General features: G+C 44.3%; 15 protein-coding genes. 7 read left to right on the forward strand and 8 right to left on the reverse strand.

Features of this window, described 5'->3' with window-relative positions; genetic code table 11:
* On the reverse strand, window positions 1-234 hold a 234-nt coding region (locus ETF27_RS11400; RefSeq protein WP_240048098.1), incomplete at its 3' end, for a helix-turn-helix domain-containing protein.
* A 197-nt stretch (window positions 235-431) separates the two neighbouring features.
* Window positions 432-1,856, reverse strand: coding sequence for a CCA tRNA nucleotidyltransferase (locus tag ETF27_RS01150; protein ID WP_130828485.1), 1,425 nt, complete (start codon window positions 1,854-1,856; stop codon window positions 432-434).
* A gap of 761 nt (window positions 1,857-2,617) precedes the next feature.
* Here ETF27_RS01150 and ETF27_RS01155 point away from each other — a divergent pair.
* The 7 genes from ETF27_RS01155 to ETF27_RS01185 all read left to right on the forward strand — a co-directional run bounded on the left by ETF27_RS01155 (window position 2,618) and on the right by ETF27_RS01185 (window position 9,728).
* Entirely contained in the window at window positions 2,618-3,172 is a 555-nt protein-coding gene (locus ETF27_RS01155; protein ID WP_147785328.1) for a DUF1599 domain-containing protein, read from the forward strand.
* Window positions 3,159-5,279, forward strand: a complete 2,121-nt coding sequence (locus ETF27_RS01160; RefSeq protein WP_147785329.1) for a BT_3928 family protein — start codon at window positions 3,159-3,161, stop codon at window positions 5,277-5,279. The genes ETF27_RS01155 and ETF27_RS01160 overlap by 14 nt, the downstream gene beginning before the upstream one ends.
* 72 nt (window positions 5,280-5,351) lie before the next feature.
* Window positions 5,352-6,059 carry an SPOR domain-containing protein gene (locus tag ETF27_RS01165; RefSeq protein ID WP_130828482.1) on the forward strand — a complete coding sequence of 236 codons (708 nt, stop codon included), beginning with the start codon at window positions 5,352-5,354 and terminating at the stop codon, window positions 6,057-6,059.
* A gap of 42 nt (window positions 6,060-6,101) precedes the next feature.
* Window positions 6,102-6,695 (forward strand): GTP cyclohydrolase I FolE, encoded by a 594-nt coding sequence (gene folE, locus ETF27_RS01170; RefSeq protein ID WP_130828481.1) that lies wholly within the window; start codon window positions 6,102-6,104, stop codon window positions 6,693-6,695.
* Window positions 6,696-6,737: 42 nt separating this feature from the next.
* The gene (gene xth / locus ETF27_RS01175; protein ID WP_130828480.1) at window positions 6,738-7,490 is read left to right on the forward strand and encodes an exodeoxyribonuclease III; all 753 of its coding nucleotides are present in this window, start codon (window positions 6,738-6,740) and stop codon (window positions 7,488-7,490) included.
* 5 nt (window positions 7,491-7,495) lie between these two features.
* On the forward strand, window positions 7,496-8,242 hold the full coding sequence (locus ETF27_RS01180; RefSeq protein WP_147785330.1) for an SGNH/GDSL hydrolase family protein: 747 nt from the start codon (window positions 7,496-7,498) through the stop codon (window positions 8,240-8,242).
* A gap of 4 nt (window positions 8,243-8,246) precedes the next feature.
* Complete coding sequence (locus ETF27_RS01185; RefSeq protein WP_147785331.1) at window positions 8,247-9,728, forward strand: MBOAT family O-acyltransferase; 1,482 nt, start codon at window positions 8,247-8,249, stop codon at window positions 9,726-9,728.
* A 378-nt stretch (window positions 9,729-10,106) separates the two neighbouring features.
* Here ETF27_RS01185 and ETF27_RS01190 read toward each other — a convergent pair whose 3' ends face one another.
* The 6 genes from ETF27_RS01190 to ETF27_RS01210 all read right to left on the reverse strand — a co-directional run bounded on the left by ETF27_RS01190 (window position 10,107) and on the right by ETF27_RS01210 (window position 14,165).
* Entirely contained in the window at window positions 10,107-10,745 is a 639-nt protein-coding gene (locus ETF27_RS01190; protein ID WP_147785332.1) for a thymidylate synthase, read from the reverse strand.
* A 35-nt stretch (window positions 10,746-10,780) separates the two neighbouring features.
* Window positions 10,781-11,614, reverse strand: coding sequence for a DNA adenine methylase (locus ETF27_RS01195; protein ID WP_147785333.1), 834 nt, complete (start codon window positions 11,612-11,614; stop codon window positions 10,781-10,783).
* A gap of 53 nt (window positions 11,615-11,667) precedes the next feature.
* Entirely contained in the window at window positions 11,668-11,910 is a 243-nt protein-coding gene (locus tag ETF27_RS01200; RefSeq protein ID WP_147785334.1) for a hypothetical protein, read from the reverse strand.
* 182 nt (window positions 11,911-12,092) lie between these two features.
* Window positions 12,093-12,224, reverse strand: a complete 132-nt coding sequence (locus ETF27_RS11615; RefSeq protein ID WP_262711912.1) for a hypothetical protein — start codon at window positions 12,222-12,224, stop codon at window positions 12,093-12,095.
* Window positions 12,225-12,369: 145 nt separating this feature from the next.
* Complete coding sequence (locus ETF27_RS01205) at window positions 12,370-12,867, reverse strand: DUF4376 domain-containing protein (RefSeq protein ID WP_147785335.1); 498 nt, start codon at window positions 12,865-12,867, stop codon at window positions 12,370-12,372.
* Window positions 12,864-14,165: a reverse transcriptase domain-containing protein gene (locus tag ETF27_RS01210; RefSeq protein WP_147785336.1), complete on the reverse strand. Its 1,302-nt coding sequence runs from the start codon at window positions 14,163-14,165 to the stop codon at window positions 12,864-12,866. The genes ETF27_RS01205 and ETF27_RS01210 overlap by 4 nt, the downstream gene beginning before the upstream one ends.
* Between the last annotated feature and the right edge of the window lie 233 nt (window positions 14,166-14,398).

Here is a 14,398-nt window from a genome sequence, read left to right on the forward strand (position 1 = left end):
GCGGACATAAGGCTTGACAGAACGGTTGCCAGGGTTGTTCGACTTGCGACGGCGAGCTCTGAGTATTGCCAAATGACAGCTGTAGATACCCTTCTCATTTGAATTACGATTAATTTCGCGAGAGACGGTACTTACAGACACGCCAATTGTCTCGGCTATAAAACTAAGTGAGAATTTCTTTTGGAGTAACACACTTATTGTGTATCTTTGCTCCGAGGTTAATTGTTTATACATTGCAATACAAAATTAGTTAATCTCAGGGAGAGGGACGAAAGTCTTTCTCCTTTTTTTTGTATTGCTTAAGTTATCCGTCAATGCTCTTTGGGGGCTTCGCGCCCCCAGCCGCAAGGCAAACCTCCGCGGTGTTTTTCATAGTTATTGCACCCACAGAGATTTTGCACTTCTATTTGGAATTAGCAAAAAGTCTTGATTTACTTCAGTCCCATTTCTTGCGCTTTTTCTTTCAGTAGAGCCATCAAGGGTTCTCGTTCGTTGGGAACTCGATTGTCCAAAACAGCCTCTTTCAAGGTTCGTTTCAACAAGCCCACCTCCCTGCATGGGCGTAGTCCGAACAGTTGCATAATTTCATCGCCGTTGATGCATGGTTGCAACAACCGCTTATAATCTTTTTCCTTCAAGTCTTCTATCTTTTGGCGGACAATCCGGAAATTATCAAGAAATCTCTGCTTGCGGGCTGCATTCTTGCTTGTGATGTCTGCCTCGCATAGGGTCATGAGGTCGTCGATATCATCGCCGGCATCGTTGAGCAAACGACGAACGGCAGAGTCGGTTACCTCATCATCGGCAATGGCGATGGGACGCATATGCAAATCAACCATTTTCCTGACATATTTCATTTTCCCATCCAAGGGAAGTTTTAATCTTTTGAAGATGGAAGGTATCATCTTCGCCCCGATGATGTTGTGATTGTGGAAAGTCCATCCGGCAGACACGTCCCATCGCTTGCTTTTTGGTTTCCCTATGTCATGAAACAGAGCCGACCAGCGCAGCCACAAGTTGTCGGTTTGTTTCGCGGTGTTGTCCAACACCTCAAGGGTGTGATAGAAATTGTTTTTATGAGCCCTTCCATTGCGAGTTTCCACAATGTCAAGAGCGGTCAGTTCCGGCAAAATCAGTTCGAGAAGCCCACAACGATACAAATCAACAAATCCTTTGCTTGGGGTGCGAGTAGCCATGATTTTGTTTAGTTCGTCTATTATTCGCTCAGCACTGATAATCTTTATTCTGTCCGCATTACGCTCCAATGCGCAGAAAGTGTCGTCATCGATAAAAAAGTTCAACTGCGTGGCAAACCTGACGCATCGCATCATGCGCAAGGGATCATCAGAAAAGGTAACATCGGGGTCTAATGGGGTGCGGATAATGCCATCCCACAAGTCATCGATTCCACCAAAGGGATCGATTAATTCTCCAAATCGCTCAGCGTTCAAGCAGATCGCCATTGCGTTGATAGTGAAGTCCCTGCGATTTTGATCGTCCTCAAGGGTTCCATTTTCCACTACCGGCTTACGGCTATTGTGGCTATAGCTCTCTTTTCGTGCCCCCACAAATTCTATTTCAAGTCCACGATATTTAACCTGCGCGGTTCCGAAGTTATGGAAAACGGAGATATGGGCTTTAGGTCCCAAGTTTTTTTTCAGTTCCGATGCCACGCTTATCCCACTCCCCACCACAACAACATCAATGTCGTTGGACGAGCGTTCAAGGAACAAGTCGCGAACATAACCTCCGACAACATAACAATCAAGGCTTAAATTGTCGGCGGCTTCGGAAATTTTATGAAAAATATCCTTATCAAGGAGTTTTGCCAACTCTTTGTCTGAGAGGTCTCGCATATTTTTTATATTTAAGGTGCAAAGTTAATCAATTTCACTTATATATAGAAATCCAAGGCGGTTTTAGTTTTTCCATGCTTTTATTTTCGTGGTTTCCGAACAGACATAAGAGAACTGTTAAATATATGAATAATATTTACAAATGAAGTTCTGTCTCTCGACTATTTGCAAGCAAATAAAAACCACCGGGGAAATACGGAAATCACAGCCTTTTATGTAAAACATTGATTATGTGAGCCTTATGTTTTATTTCTGAAAACATGAAGATTTTTTTGCTAATTGACCGGTAAATATTTCTGCAATCGCTTAGCTTTTACATTTCAAAAGCTCCTTAAACACGATGCGAAAGATATGCAAATGCATTGTAAAAGCTCACCTTTCGCAAACATTTCCACCAATTTTGATGATTTTTTCCTTGATTTCTCGTTTTTATTTATTTTTTTATTCGTGTGTGTTTCTAAAACCATCATTTCCTAAGTGTTAAAAAACGGTTATAAAATTTTACAATAACGTTCTTTATTCCGCTCTCAATTATTTTGTAACAAAAGCTCCACTCTTTCCGATTTCACAAAGATGAGCAAACAACATTATAGTTAGACCATTTCTACGCATTTTCAAAATCGAGAATCTTCATAGAGGTGTCGCAACTCGGCAATCGCTGTTGAGACCGGTTGAAATCATCCCTGTTTAAATATATTAATAGCAATGATTTTGTCAGTTCGTAGTTTTTCCGTATTTTTGCATTCTAAACAAACTACATAATGTCAGCACCCTCCACGCAAACAACTCAAGAATTTAAGGACGCCCTTAGTGAGTGCAGAACACTCTTTGCCAACAAGCTTCACGACTATGGAGCATCTTGGCGCATTTTGCGTCCTTCCTCGCTTACCGATCAGCTATTTATCAAGGCTAAACGCATCCGTTCGATTGAAACGACCGGAGAAAATAAAGTCGGCGACAGCATCCGTTCAGAGTTCATAGCATTGATTAATTACGGAATTGTAGGCTTGATTCAGTTGGATTATCCATTTGTGGATAGCGTAGATTTAACGCCGGATGAGGCTTTGACCTTGTATGATAAATATGCGGAAAGTTCTTACGAACTGATGCTGAAAAAAAACCATGACTATGGTGAGGCGTGGCGCGATATGCGTGTGAGCAGTTATACGGATTTCATTCTTACAAAGATAGAAAGAATAAAGGAAATAGAAGATTTACATGGACAAACTCTCGTTAGCGAGGGGATTGGTGCCAATTACATGGACATCATCAATTACGCTGTTTTTGGGGTTATAAAATTAAATGAACAGGCTTAAGATATTTTTTGTTAATCTTTGTCGTGCGTTGCTCGCCATTACGTTCGTATTTTCCGGATTTGTCAAAGCCATTGACCCACTGGGAACACAATACAAGATAGGCGACTACCTCGAAGCGTTGGGCTTGGCGGGGCAAGTTCCCGAATGGATACAACTGATGACATCCGTGGTGTTATCGGCTGTGGAATTTTTGCTGGGCATGCTCATTCTTCTTGCCATTCAGCGCAGATTGGTTAGCAAACTGACTACCCTCTTCATGATTTTCATGACCGGGATAACACTTTGGCTTACCATTGGTAATCCCATTCAGGACTGTGGCTGCTTTGGCGACGCACTCCGCCTGACAAATGCCCAGACTTTCGGAAAAAACGTCGTGTTGCTCTTTGCCGCACTGGTTTTGATGCGTTTCCCACTGTATCAGGTGCGGTTTATCTCAAAGACAAATCAATGGATAGCATCCTATTTTACGTTGATTTTCATATTGGTGGCTTCTTTGCTGAGTCTTTATCACTTGCCCATTTTCGACTTCCGACCCTATTACATCGGGCAGAACATACGAAAAGGAATGGAGATGCCACCCGGTGCGCAGCAAACAGTCTATAAGACTACATTCATCTGTACAAAAGATGGAGTGCAAAAGGAATTTGATGAAAACAATTACCCTTACGATGATTCCACATGGGTATTCGTTGATACAAAGCAAGAAATACTGAAACAAGGCTATGAGCCTCCCATTCACGATTTTTCCATTACCAATGAGAAGACCGGAGAAGACCTCACTCAAGCAATCCTGAACAAGAAGGGATATACTTTTCTGCTTGTCTCTCCTCATTTAGAAATGGCAGATGATGGAAACTTTGGTAACATAGAGCGGATTTACGAATACGCTCGCGAGAATGGTTATGACTTCTATGGACTTACGGCCAGCACCGAGATGGGCATACGTCAATGGAGAGAGCTAACCGGGGCAAGATACCCATTCTACACCACGGATGGAACAACTCTGAAAACCATGATAAGAAGTAATCCCGGACTTCTGTTGCTGTATCAGGGAACCATCATCAACAAATGGAGTAGGAACGATTTGCCAACGGCAGAGCAACTGTCGGCGCCTCTGCCTTTGCTCGCCATGGGGCATGAGCCGGAAAACAACACGTGGACAAAGATAGTACTCATCATTCTTTGCTACATCTTGCCACTGATTTTCCTCATCGTGGCAGACCGGTTATGGGCATGGACAAAGTGGGTGAAGAAGAAAGAAGAATGGGTGAAGACCAAAGAGCAATGGATCATGGGAAAAGAACAATCGAATAAATTATATCAACTCTTAAAACATAAAAGACAAATGAGAAAGAAAATTGTAGCAGGCAACTGGAAAATGAATGAGACCCTGCAAGAAGGCATTGCCTTGGCAAAGGAAATCAATAGTGCCTTGATGGCTGACAAACCCAATTGTGATGTGATAATTTGCACACCGTTCATCCATTTGGCAAGTGTGGCTCAGGTGTTGGATAAAGAATTGGTAGGATTGGGAGCGGAAAACTGTGCCGATAAAGAGAAAGGTGCATACACCGGAGAAGTTTCTGCAGCCATGGTAAAGAGCACGGGCGCACAATACGTTATTCTCGGTCATTCGGAACGCCGCCAATATTATGGCGAAACTGCCGAAATCTTGAAAGATAAGGTACAGTTGGCACTTGCCAATGATTTGAAAGTTATTTTCTGCTGTGGAGAGACACTTGAAGAACGAGAAGCCAATAAACAAAACGAAGTGGTAAAAGCCGAACTTGAAGGTTCTGTCTTCCATCTCAATGCTGAAGATTGGAAGAATATTATTATCGCTTACGAACCCATTTGGGCAATAGGAACCGGCAAAACGGCAACTGCTGACCAAGCCGAGGAAATGCTTGCCTACATTCGCTCTGTCGTTGCAGAAAAATATGGTAAGGAAGCTGCTGAAGACACAAGCATCCTTTACGGCGGAAGCTGCAAACCAAGCAATGCGAAGGAACTTTTCTCAAAACCAAACATTGACGGTGGATTGATAGGTGGAGCGTCGCTGAAAGCAGCTGACTTCAAAGGCATCATAGACGCTTGGAAAAAATAAGCTCTTTTCCCACAAAACAAATCCGGCAGCTGCCCGGCGGGCAGCACCGGGTTTCTCAAAACAAATAGATAGATGAAGAAATCTCTAATCGCATTAAGCTTTTTGTTCCTTTGCACACTTACCATTTGTGCACAAGGCACGGTAACCGTAACTCAAAGTGCGGATATAGATGCGTTAGTGAGTGGGAAAAAGAAAGCAAAACCTGACCCAAAATCAGTGAAGGGACAGGGCAAGAAACGAAATGGCAACCAATCACAGGTAATTCCCTCTGCTCCTCGTCCAAAAGCGAGTCCAATTCCAGTCCCGAAATCTATAGATCCCAAAGTGGCTGCACCATCGCAGAGTTCCGAAAACTCTTCATATTCAAGTGTTCAACGCACTAAACTTGTAAGGAGAAAGGTGAGAAAGAGTCCTGAAGAGATAATGGATGAATCCGGAGAGACACGAAAAGTAACAAAACGTGTGGAACGGGGAGCAAAGAAGATGAGAGGCTTCAGGGTTTTAGCTTACTCCGGAGGCAACACCCGAAAAGCACGTCAAGAGGCAGAAAGGCTGGGACAGAAAGCAAAAACCATCTTCCCCGACCAACCCATCTATGTGCATTTCTATTCTCCGAGATGGATGTGCCAGATAGGTAACTTCATCAAGTATGAACAGGCACGCAAGGTAATGCGCAAATTGCGCCGAGAAGGGTTCTCACAAGCGAACGTAATACGCACAATGATAACAGTGGAGACAAGTCGTTTCGTGGACGAGAGCCTACCGGACATTTACGAATAGACAGAATAAATTATATAAGAAAAAAATAGCATACATCTAAAAATGAATCCAGAAACAGCTTTCCGCGAAGGTCTTGACGACTTAGCGGCTCATTACAAGGAAGTGCTGACACTGTTGGGTGAAGATCCAAACAGAGAAGGTTTGGAAAAAACACCTTTGCGAGTGGCAAAGGCAATGCAAATCCTTACACGCGGTTATACACAAGATCCTCACAAAGTGCTGACTGATGCTCTCTTTGAAGAGAAGTACAATCAGATGGTGATAGTAAAGGACATTGATTTCTTCTCCATGTGTGAACACCATATGCTTCCTTTCTATGGGAAGGTTCATGTGGGATATATCCCAAATGGGCACATCACAGGGCTTAGCAAAGTGGCACGCGTCATCGACATCTTCAGCCATAGACTCCAAGTGCAGGAAAGGCTAACGGAGCAGATAAAAGATTGTATCCAAGATACTTTACATCCTTTGGGTACGATGGTGATTATTGAGGCAAAGCATATGTGTATGCAGATGCGTGGAGTGGAAAAGCAAAACTCCATAACGACAACAAGTGCGTTTAGCGGAGCTTTCAATCAGGCGAAGACGCGCGAAGAGTTCATGAAGCTTCTTCGAAGCGAATCTCAAAGAATTTAATGCGTTTAATGCTATTTTTCAATATCTCATTTTTTTAGAAACATGAAGTTTATTTCTTGGAACGTCAACGGATTGAGAGCTTGTGTCGGAAAAGGTTTTAAAGACATTTTCAATAGTTTAGATGCCGACTTTTTCTGTTTGCAGGAGACAAAAATGCAAGAAGGGCAGCTTGATTTGAGTTTTCCTAATTATCGCTCTTACTGGAATTATGCCGAAAAGAAAGGCTATTCAGGTACGGCAATCTTTACCAAGCACGAGCCTTTGAACGTTGCTTATGGTTTGGGCGTTGACGAACATGATCATGAAGGAAGGGTAATTACGCTTGAAATGCAAGATTTTTACCTCGTAACGGTCTATACCCCCAATTCACAAGACGAACTACGCCGATTGGAATATAGAATGCGTTGGGAAGAAGCTTTCCAATCTTATCTCCACACATTAGATAAGAAGAAGCCCGTGATAGTTTGCGGAGACATGAATGTGGCTCATCAGGAAATTGATTTGAAGAACCCTAAAACCAATCGTAAGAACGCCGGCTTCACCGATGAAGAGAGAAGCAAGATGACCCAATTGCTTAACAATGGCTTTTTGGACAGTTTTCGCACGCTTTATCCCGAACAAATCACCTACTCGTGGTGGTCATACAGGTTTAGGGCGCGAGAAAAGAACGCCGGTTGGCGCATTGATTACTTCCTACTTTCCGACAGGTTGCGCGACCAACTTGCTGATGCCAAGATCCATACTGAAATTTATGGAAGCGACCACTGTCCCGTGGAGGTTGAAATGAAATTCTAAACACGATGTGGGAGCAAGTGAAGATATTGCTTCTAATGACTGTCGCGTTGGCAGTCATTGTGCTTTACGCCTTTCTCCCACAAAAAATTTTCTTGGGTGGTGTATCATTAAAAAAAATAAACCTTTCGGAAATAAAGAAAGCCGAGACTGCCGGTCCAAAGATAGAAAAGAGAAAAGCGAAGAAGAGGAAACATCACAAGATACTCTTTATCGGCGATTCCATGGTTGAAGGTCTCTCTCGGAGAATCGGAGACTACGCGAAAGAAAACGGACACACGGTTTATACCGTTATATGGTACAGCTCCACTACTGAGAAATGGGCGAATACGAAAACGTTAGAGCATTTTTTACAGAAATATCAACCCTCATACATCCTTTTATGTCTCGGAAGCAACGAACTGTTTGTTAAGGATTTGGAGGAAAGAAAGGAATATATACACACGATACTCAAGAAAATGGGCAATCGCCCCTATCTTTGGATTGGACCCGCGGATTGGAATGGGGATACAGGTATCGTTAATCTTATTGCTTCGCAAACCGGAAAGGGACGTTTCTTTGACAGCCGACATCTTGAACTTCGGAGAGGTGCCGACCATTATCATCCCACATGGGACGCCGCTGCAGATTGGATGGATCACGTTGCGGTCTATTTAGGCACCAACGCCACGGATATCATAAACATGAAACTCCCCAAACAGCACCATAAAGTAGAACGAACAGAGCTGTTGGCTCCTACTTTTGAGGGGTATTAGAAATATGGTTGGTACACAAGACTTTTTCATTTCGCTAACATCTTTCCTGACAACAGCCGACAAAGATTGGTCGATGTATTCTCTTCCTTTCATGGTTGCGTTCCTGTTGTTTTTTACCATTTATGTGGGGATGAGCAAATTACATCAGAAATGGAAAACAATCTATATACTTCTTTTCAGTCTTTTCTTCGCATACAAGGCAAATGGCATATTGATGTTTTTGCTACTTGCTGTTACATTGGGCTCTTGGTGTCTCACGAGGCTAATGATGAAACTCCATTGTGGCAGACCTCGCAGACTGGGACTCGCCTTTCTTATCCTGCTTGAGCTTTCCCCACTTTTCTATTACAAATACACCAACTTCGCCTCTGACATTCTCAATGCGCTGCTACAAACCAACTTCGCAGCCATTGAAATGATTTTACCGGTTGGAATTTCTTTTTATACCTTTCAGTCGATAAGTTACACCGTGGATGTATATAAGTTAAAATTTCCGGCCAACACTAACTTCACGGATTACTGTTTCTTTCTTACATTCTTTCCCCTACTCATGGCAGGCCCCATAACGCGGGCAGGGGTACTCATCCCACAAGTGCAAGAAGCACATAAGAGCACCCATAAACTCCTCCTTAATAAAGGACTTTGGCTAATCATCTGCGGACTGCTGAAGAAAGGCGTAGTTGCCGATTATCTGGCACAATATAACAATTGGATTTTTGCCGACCCGATGGCATATTCCGGTTTAGAGAATTTAATGGGGGCTTTGGGATTCTCACTGCAAATCTATTGCGATTTTTCCGGATACAGCGATATGGCTATCGGCATAGCGGCCTTGATGGGCTTTCACATTCCCAACAACTTCCGCTTTCCTTATCAAAGTTTAAATCTCACAGAATTTTGGCATAGATGGCATATTGCCTTGTCCACGTGGTTTCGCGACTATATATACATTCCGTTGGGCGGAAACCGAAAAGGAGAGTTACGAACATACGCCAATAGTTTCATAACAATGGTTCTCGCAGGTCTATGGCATGGAGCATCTGTCATGTTCGTTATTTGGGGCATGCTTCATGGCATCGGACTGATTATTCATAAGTTCTTTCACAAACATGGATCGGAAAAGCTACCTAACGTCTTACCGGTACGTGTCTGTTGTTGGGCACTCACTTTCCTCTATGTAACGTTCGCATGGATTTTCTTCCGGGCTTCGAGCCTTGATGTTGCCTTTAATCTTATCAATAATATATATAACAATTTCAATCCGGCAGATTTATATCCTTTCCTAATGGCACGTCCCGTGTGGTTATTGCTTCTGGTAGTCGGATTGGAGCTTCATTCCATACGTGAGAACGACTACCATTGGATAGAGAAAAGATTTATTCAATCTCCATGGCTTTTCAAACTTCTGATTTTTATATTTGTCCTCCAATTGGTCATCAACTTTGGGCAAGACAGCATACAACCATTTATCTATTTCCAATTCTGATATCTTTCAACTCTCTCATTTCATTTCCGTAAGCATATCCCATGAATCAAGAAAACCAATAAGCAATTTCATGAACGAACAAGCTCTTAGCTTTCGGTCTCCAAAAGCTTAGCTTTTAAAACACAAAAGCAAAGACACAAAAGAGAAAAAGTCAAACCACTTATTTTCCGCACTTTACAGACACAACAAAAAAGTGTAAAGAAATGATTGCACAGCAGTGTGAAATCACTTATCGACCACAATAAATCCGGCAAAACGAAATGTGATGCTCTGATAAAACGAAATGTGATTTTTTCAAGCAAAACGAAATGTAATAAAATAAAAACGCACAGCACAAAAGAGGTCGATTTGAAACCAATCATCAAATCGACCTTTTCTCTATACATTAAGTTCAAACTTCACATTCTCATTTCCGTCAAGTAGTTCTTGTGTTCGTTCTAAATTGTTCTCATAAATGTGTACATTAGCAAGGTTGAGCGTTATAGACTTCAAAGGAAGCTCGATTTGCCGAGACATCAAATAAAGGTGATAGATGTCAGCAGGAAGCCCTAAATTGGCATCAGAACTGCGTTGATAGGCTGAAACAACTAACTCGCCTTCGTCTATTTGGAACTGCACAAGACTCAGACACGGGGCTTGATTGCTCTCGGCATTGGTTTCTCCAAGAAACAGCACATAATTTTTGCTATTTCGTTTCTCGTTGTTTATCTTCGCAATAAGTGGTGGAAGTTTCTCGAAATAAGTTGGGTAACTATTGACGAGCACGGAACCGCAATAGTCCCACCAGTTAATGCCTGCCTCGCGGTATTTTTCTACCTGTCGCTCTCCTTGCATGAATAGTTGCAGTTCGTTCTTCAGCTTTTTTCTGGCAATGCCGTGGCTTTCAAATATATCAAGCAAGTCGGCAGGTGTAAGCGTGAGTTGCTCGTTAAGGCAGTATTTAATATTGCCTTTTTTGTTATGCTGCATCTTTCCTGTGCGCATAATCTTTTCTAAGATGTCGTGATACTTGTTCATAGTCTGATAGTGTTTAATTGGTTTTTGAACGGTGTTTAACCAGCCTTTTTATAGAGCATCATGTCTGTGTAGGTGGCATTATAGTTCATGTGGGCATTGAATTCCACTTTCGTACATTTCTCAAACGGATTACCCACGGTCTTGTTTCTGCCTATCCAATCGCACAATTCCAATATGGATGACTTGTTGCTCGTGAAATATACAAACGAGTGTCCTGCGAGCACGGTCAGCACATCAAGGTAGTCGGCAAGTCTCCAATACATCTTATAAGTACCGACTTCCGTACTCAGATATGGAGGGTCTACAAGAAACACAACACCTGGTGTATTTTTGTACTGATTGAACACTTGTTTATAGTCTGACGACACAATTGTCAACCCGTCTAGATAGTCACAGCACAAAGGATAATCTGTTGAGCGCACATTATTGTACAAAGCCTCTTTGCGCATCTCATCTATACTCAGACGATACTTCATGGAGAACATAATGGAGGAAGATATTGTAATAAAGTCCAGATACCCATAACACTCCTGATGTTCTCTCAAGCACTCAAATACCTGTTCTCGTGCTTCTCCCGTGATAGGCTTATGTTTTGGTATTTCACGCACAATCTCTCTTAGTTCCGCAAGCAGCTCGTTTGTCTGTGGTATATGTTCCAGCCTTAGCCTGTACCCGTCAAAATCGTTATACACTACCTTTGAATGGGGTTTCTCGCATTTGGTAATATGCGACAACAAGCCGCTACCGCCAAACAAATCCACGAATGTCGTTCCGTCGGGGAACTGCTCCAACACTTTTCTAAATTCCTTGGCAAACATCCGCTTTTGACCGACGAATGGAAGCGGTGCCGAATTATATTGCTTTCTCATAACGAGAGCAAAGGTCGTGAGTTTCTGCTACAAACAAGAATATCCGTAATCAATCATACTGCAAACAATTTGCAGTCGCTTTGAAAGTGCTTGATAAGGTCATACACCTTCCGTTCACTCACGGCATATTTGTCAGAGAGCACAGCCACGATGTAGGAAACTTTCTCGCCCTCATCAAGCAATTTCCGATAGTCCGCATACAAATCTATATATTCAGCATCCTCTATCCTGACACCTGCCGTATGCAGGTTTTTCAGGAGTTCCCTGTTAATTTTTACAATCTCAACTATCTTCATATCCAATAATTTTAGTATATTTGCATCGCCAATCATTTTTAACAACAATAAGAAACCCATAGGGTGTGACAGAGGGTATTGGCCCCCGGTCAGCATCCTATGGGTGTGTTGTTAAAATGATTGGCGTCGTATTAACAGGCCGGGGGCTTTTTTATATCCCTCCCCCGAGGGGACTCTCCTAACTATCCACTATACTTGAAATAGTTGCTTCCAAGCATCCGGACGCTCCAATAGTAGCACAAGGCCACCAAGGCGCACCACATCGCCTTTGCAGGTGCGAAGCCGCTCTTGGCAATCTTTCTGAAGCAGTTCACGAACAGGCGGAAATCAGCCGCCTTCCGGTCGCGCTCGCTGCCCCCGCGGTCGTAGTCATCATCGTGGATGCAGCACGCCGCGTAGAACAGTCCAGCATACGGTGGAGTGAACCAGCGGAATATCCCGGTTTGGCAGCCACAGCCCTTACTCATGGGCCGCCTCCTCTCCGTATGCCGACCAGTCGATGGCATCTTTCTCTTTCCATCCTGTAGCGAGGGTAGTCTGGATATAGGTCATCGCCTTGACATAGAAGTCCGTCAATTCGTCGAGCATTTCAAACTTGCGGTACTGCGGCTGCCCGTCCGTCCCGAACTTGAACGTTACCGGCAAGATTGCCCCTGCAGTCTGCACGGCAAGGTCGTATGCCGACTTGTAGTTGAACTGGTTCTCCGCCGAAAGCCACACGGGCATGTCCTCGTAGGTGAAGCCCGACAATATCGCCTCGTCCACCTTTGCGTTGTACCATGCAAGGATAAGGCCCTTCATCTCCTCCAGCGTAGGACGGTGCCCGAACTCTTGCTCCATATAGTCCGCCGAGCCGTCCTCATGTTTCCGCACGTCCCAGCGGACGCGCCACTTTCCTTTCACGGGGTTAGTGCATTCCAGCAACTCCACCTCCGCACTTCCTTGTACTCTCATCAGCTAAAAACATATTTGGTCCTACCTTTGCCGAAGGTTTCCGTGCGGATTGTCGTCTCGAACGGGAAGCCGTCCGGCAGTTCACTAATTTGTGCGAGGATGTTCTTCATCTCCTCGCTGTTGGTAAAGAACTTCTTTGGCTCGCCGTTCTGCTCGATACTGACGATGCAGCGGTCCTCGCCCTGCTCCGTGTGGATTCCCGTCTCGTAGTCCTTGACCACGATGGGGAGATTTACCAACTCCCTGATGCTCACCACAGCACCAGGGAAACGCTTCTTGCCGTCCTCCGGCTTGTAAGCGATTTTCAAATCCTTAAAAGATTTCATTTGTTTGCCTGTTAATTTATGAAACATATTATTACAGTCGGCATGCTTGGCCATCCCATAGAGGGAGGCTATGATTTCATGCCGTCTCTTTCTTGATTTCACTTCATTAAGTTTCGAAGCAGCCTTTTTTTTGATACGCTTACGCAAACGGATATAGTCAGGACGTATCACATAGCCGAGGAAGTCAATGCCTTCCGTTACAGGGAATACGCGCTCATTTTCCTTCACCTTCAGGCCGATGCTTTCCACCTGCCGGTGTACGATTTCGCGTATTTCCCAAAGTTCCTGCTTGGACCCTGCCAGCACCACACCATCATCGCAATAGCGGTAGAAGTGCCGCACGCCAAAACCGTCCTTCAGCACATGGTCCAAGTGAACGGACAGCAACAGATTCCCAAGCCCCTGAGAGGAGCGGAGTCCTATGCTCAGTCCTCTTGGCATCATACGCACGAAGCCGTCGAGCATAGTAATGAGGCGTCTGTCCTTGAATATCCTCCTCACGCAGTCCATAACCGTGTCCTGGTCGATGCTCTCGTAGAACTTGCTGATGTCGAACTTGTAGCAGTAGCGTGTCGTTTCAGGCTGTTCCTGCATATCCCTGTGGATATACGCCAGCAGGTCGTGCATGCCGCGCTCCTTGATACTCGCCGAGGTAGTGCGGATAAAGTGCTTCTTCAGGTGCCTGTCCACCACGGCCATGATGGCATGTACCGCTATACGGTCCTTCATCGTCAGGATCTGGATGCGGCGTATTTTGCCGTTTTCGTTGATTTCACGCTCGCGGTAGTCCCTGACGGTGTAGGTGCCGGCCTTGATACGGTCGCCGAGTTCACGGATGACCTCCTCACGGTGCGCCAGCAGCCATTGTCCCTGCCGGCTCTCCTTCCGCCTGGTACCGCGGAGTACCTGGTCGAACGAGTCCGACATATTGGAGTATTCGACTACCTCCTCGATGATGTAACCTTCCCTGCGCATCTTTTCGTTTTACTTATTTGTTGTTTATCACTTGAAGGCGAGCCTTCCTTTCTCCGGGCCTGAGTTCTTCGAGCCTTGGTGTGGCCTACCAAACTCTACCCGACACTTGATGTTTCGGCTTTCCACTTTATATGTGCTTTTGCCGTGGCTTGTCCTCCTCGGTGCGGTATCGAGGGACACGTCCCTCCTTGCCGTGGAACCGATTGATAGTTTGCCAGACGCGAGCCGACATT

This window comes from Prevotella brunnea (assembly GCF_008016795.1).
In the GTDB taxonomy this organism is placed as follows: Bacteria; Bacteroidota; Bacteroidia; order Bacteroidales; family Bacteroidaceae; genus Prevotella; species Prevotella brunnea.

What these genes read in the sequence shown, in the direction of transcription:
- ETF27_RS01155 (WP_147785328.1), top strand. Translation starts at nt 2,618, where the DNA reads ATGTCAGCACCCTCCACGCAAACAACTCAAGAATTTAAGGACGCCCTT.
- ETF27_RS01195 (WP_147785333.1), bottom strand. Translation starts at nt 11,614, where the DNA reads ATGAGAAAGCAATATAATTCGGCACCGCTTCCATTCGTCGGTCAAAAG.
- ETF27_RS01190 (WP_147785332.1), bottom strand. Translation starts at nt 10,745, where the DNA reads ATGAACAAGTATCACGACATCTTAGAAAAGATTATGCGCACAGGAAAG.
- ETF27_RS01185 (WP_147785331.1), top strand. Translation starts at nt 8,247, where the DNA reads ATGGTTGGTACACAAGACTTTTTCATTTCGCTAACATCTTTCCTGACA.
- ETF27_RS01160 (WP_147785329.1), top strand. Translation starts at nt 3,159, where the DNA reads ATGAACAGGCTTAAGATATTTTTTGTTAATCTTTGTCGTGCGTTGCTC.
- ETF27_RS01180 (WP_147785330.1), top strand. Translation starts at nt 7,496, where the DNA reads ATGTGGGAGCAAGTGAAGATATTGCTTCTAATGACTGTCGCGTTGGCA.
- ETF27_RS01200 (WP_147785334.1), bottom strand. Translation starts at nt 11,910, where the DNA reads ATGAAGATAGTTGAGATTGTAAAAATTAACAGGGAACTCCTGAAAAAC.
- ETF27_RS01150 (WP_130828485.1), bottom strand. Translation starts at nt 1,856, where the DNA reads ATGCGAGACCTCTCAGACAAAGAGTTGGCAAAACTCCTTGATAAGGAT.
- folE (WP_130828481.1), top strand. Translation starts at nt 6,102, where the DNA reads ATGAATCCAGAAACAGCTTTCCGCGAAGGTCTTGACGACTTAGCGGCT.
- ETF27_RS01165 (WP_130828482.1), top strand. Translation starts at nt 5,352, where the DNA reads ATGAAGAAATCTCTAATCGCATTAAGCTTTTTGTTCCTTTGCACACTT.
- ETF27_RS01210 (WP_147785336.1), bottom strand. Translation starts at nt 14,165, where the DNA reads ATGCGCAGGGAAGGTTACATCATCGAGGAGGTAGTCGAATACTCCAAT.
- xth (WP_130828480.1), top strand. Translation starts at nt 6,738, where the DNA reads ATGAAGTTTATTTCTTGGAACGTCAACGGATTGAGAGCTTGTGTCGGA.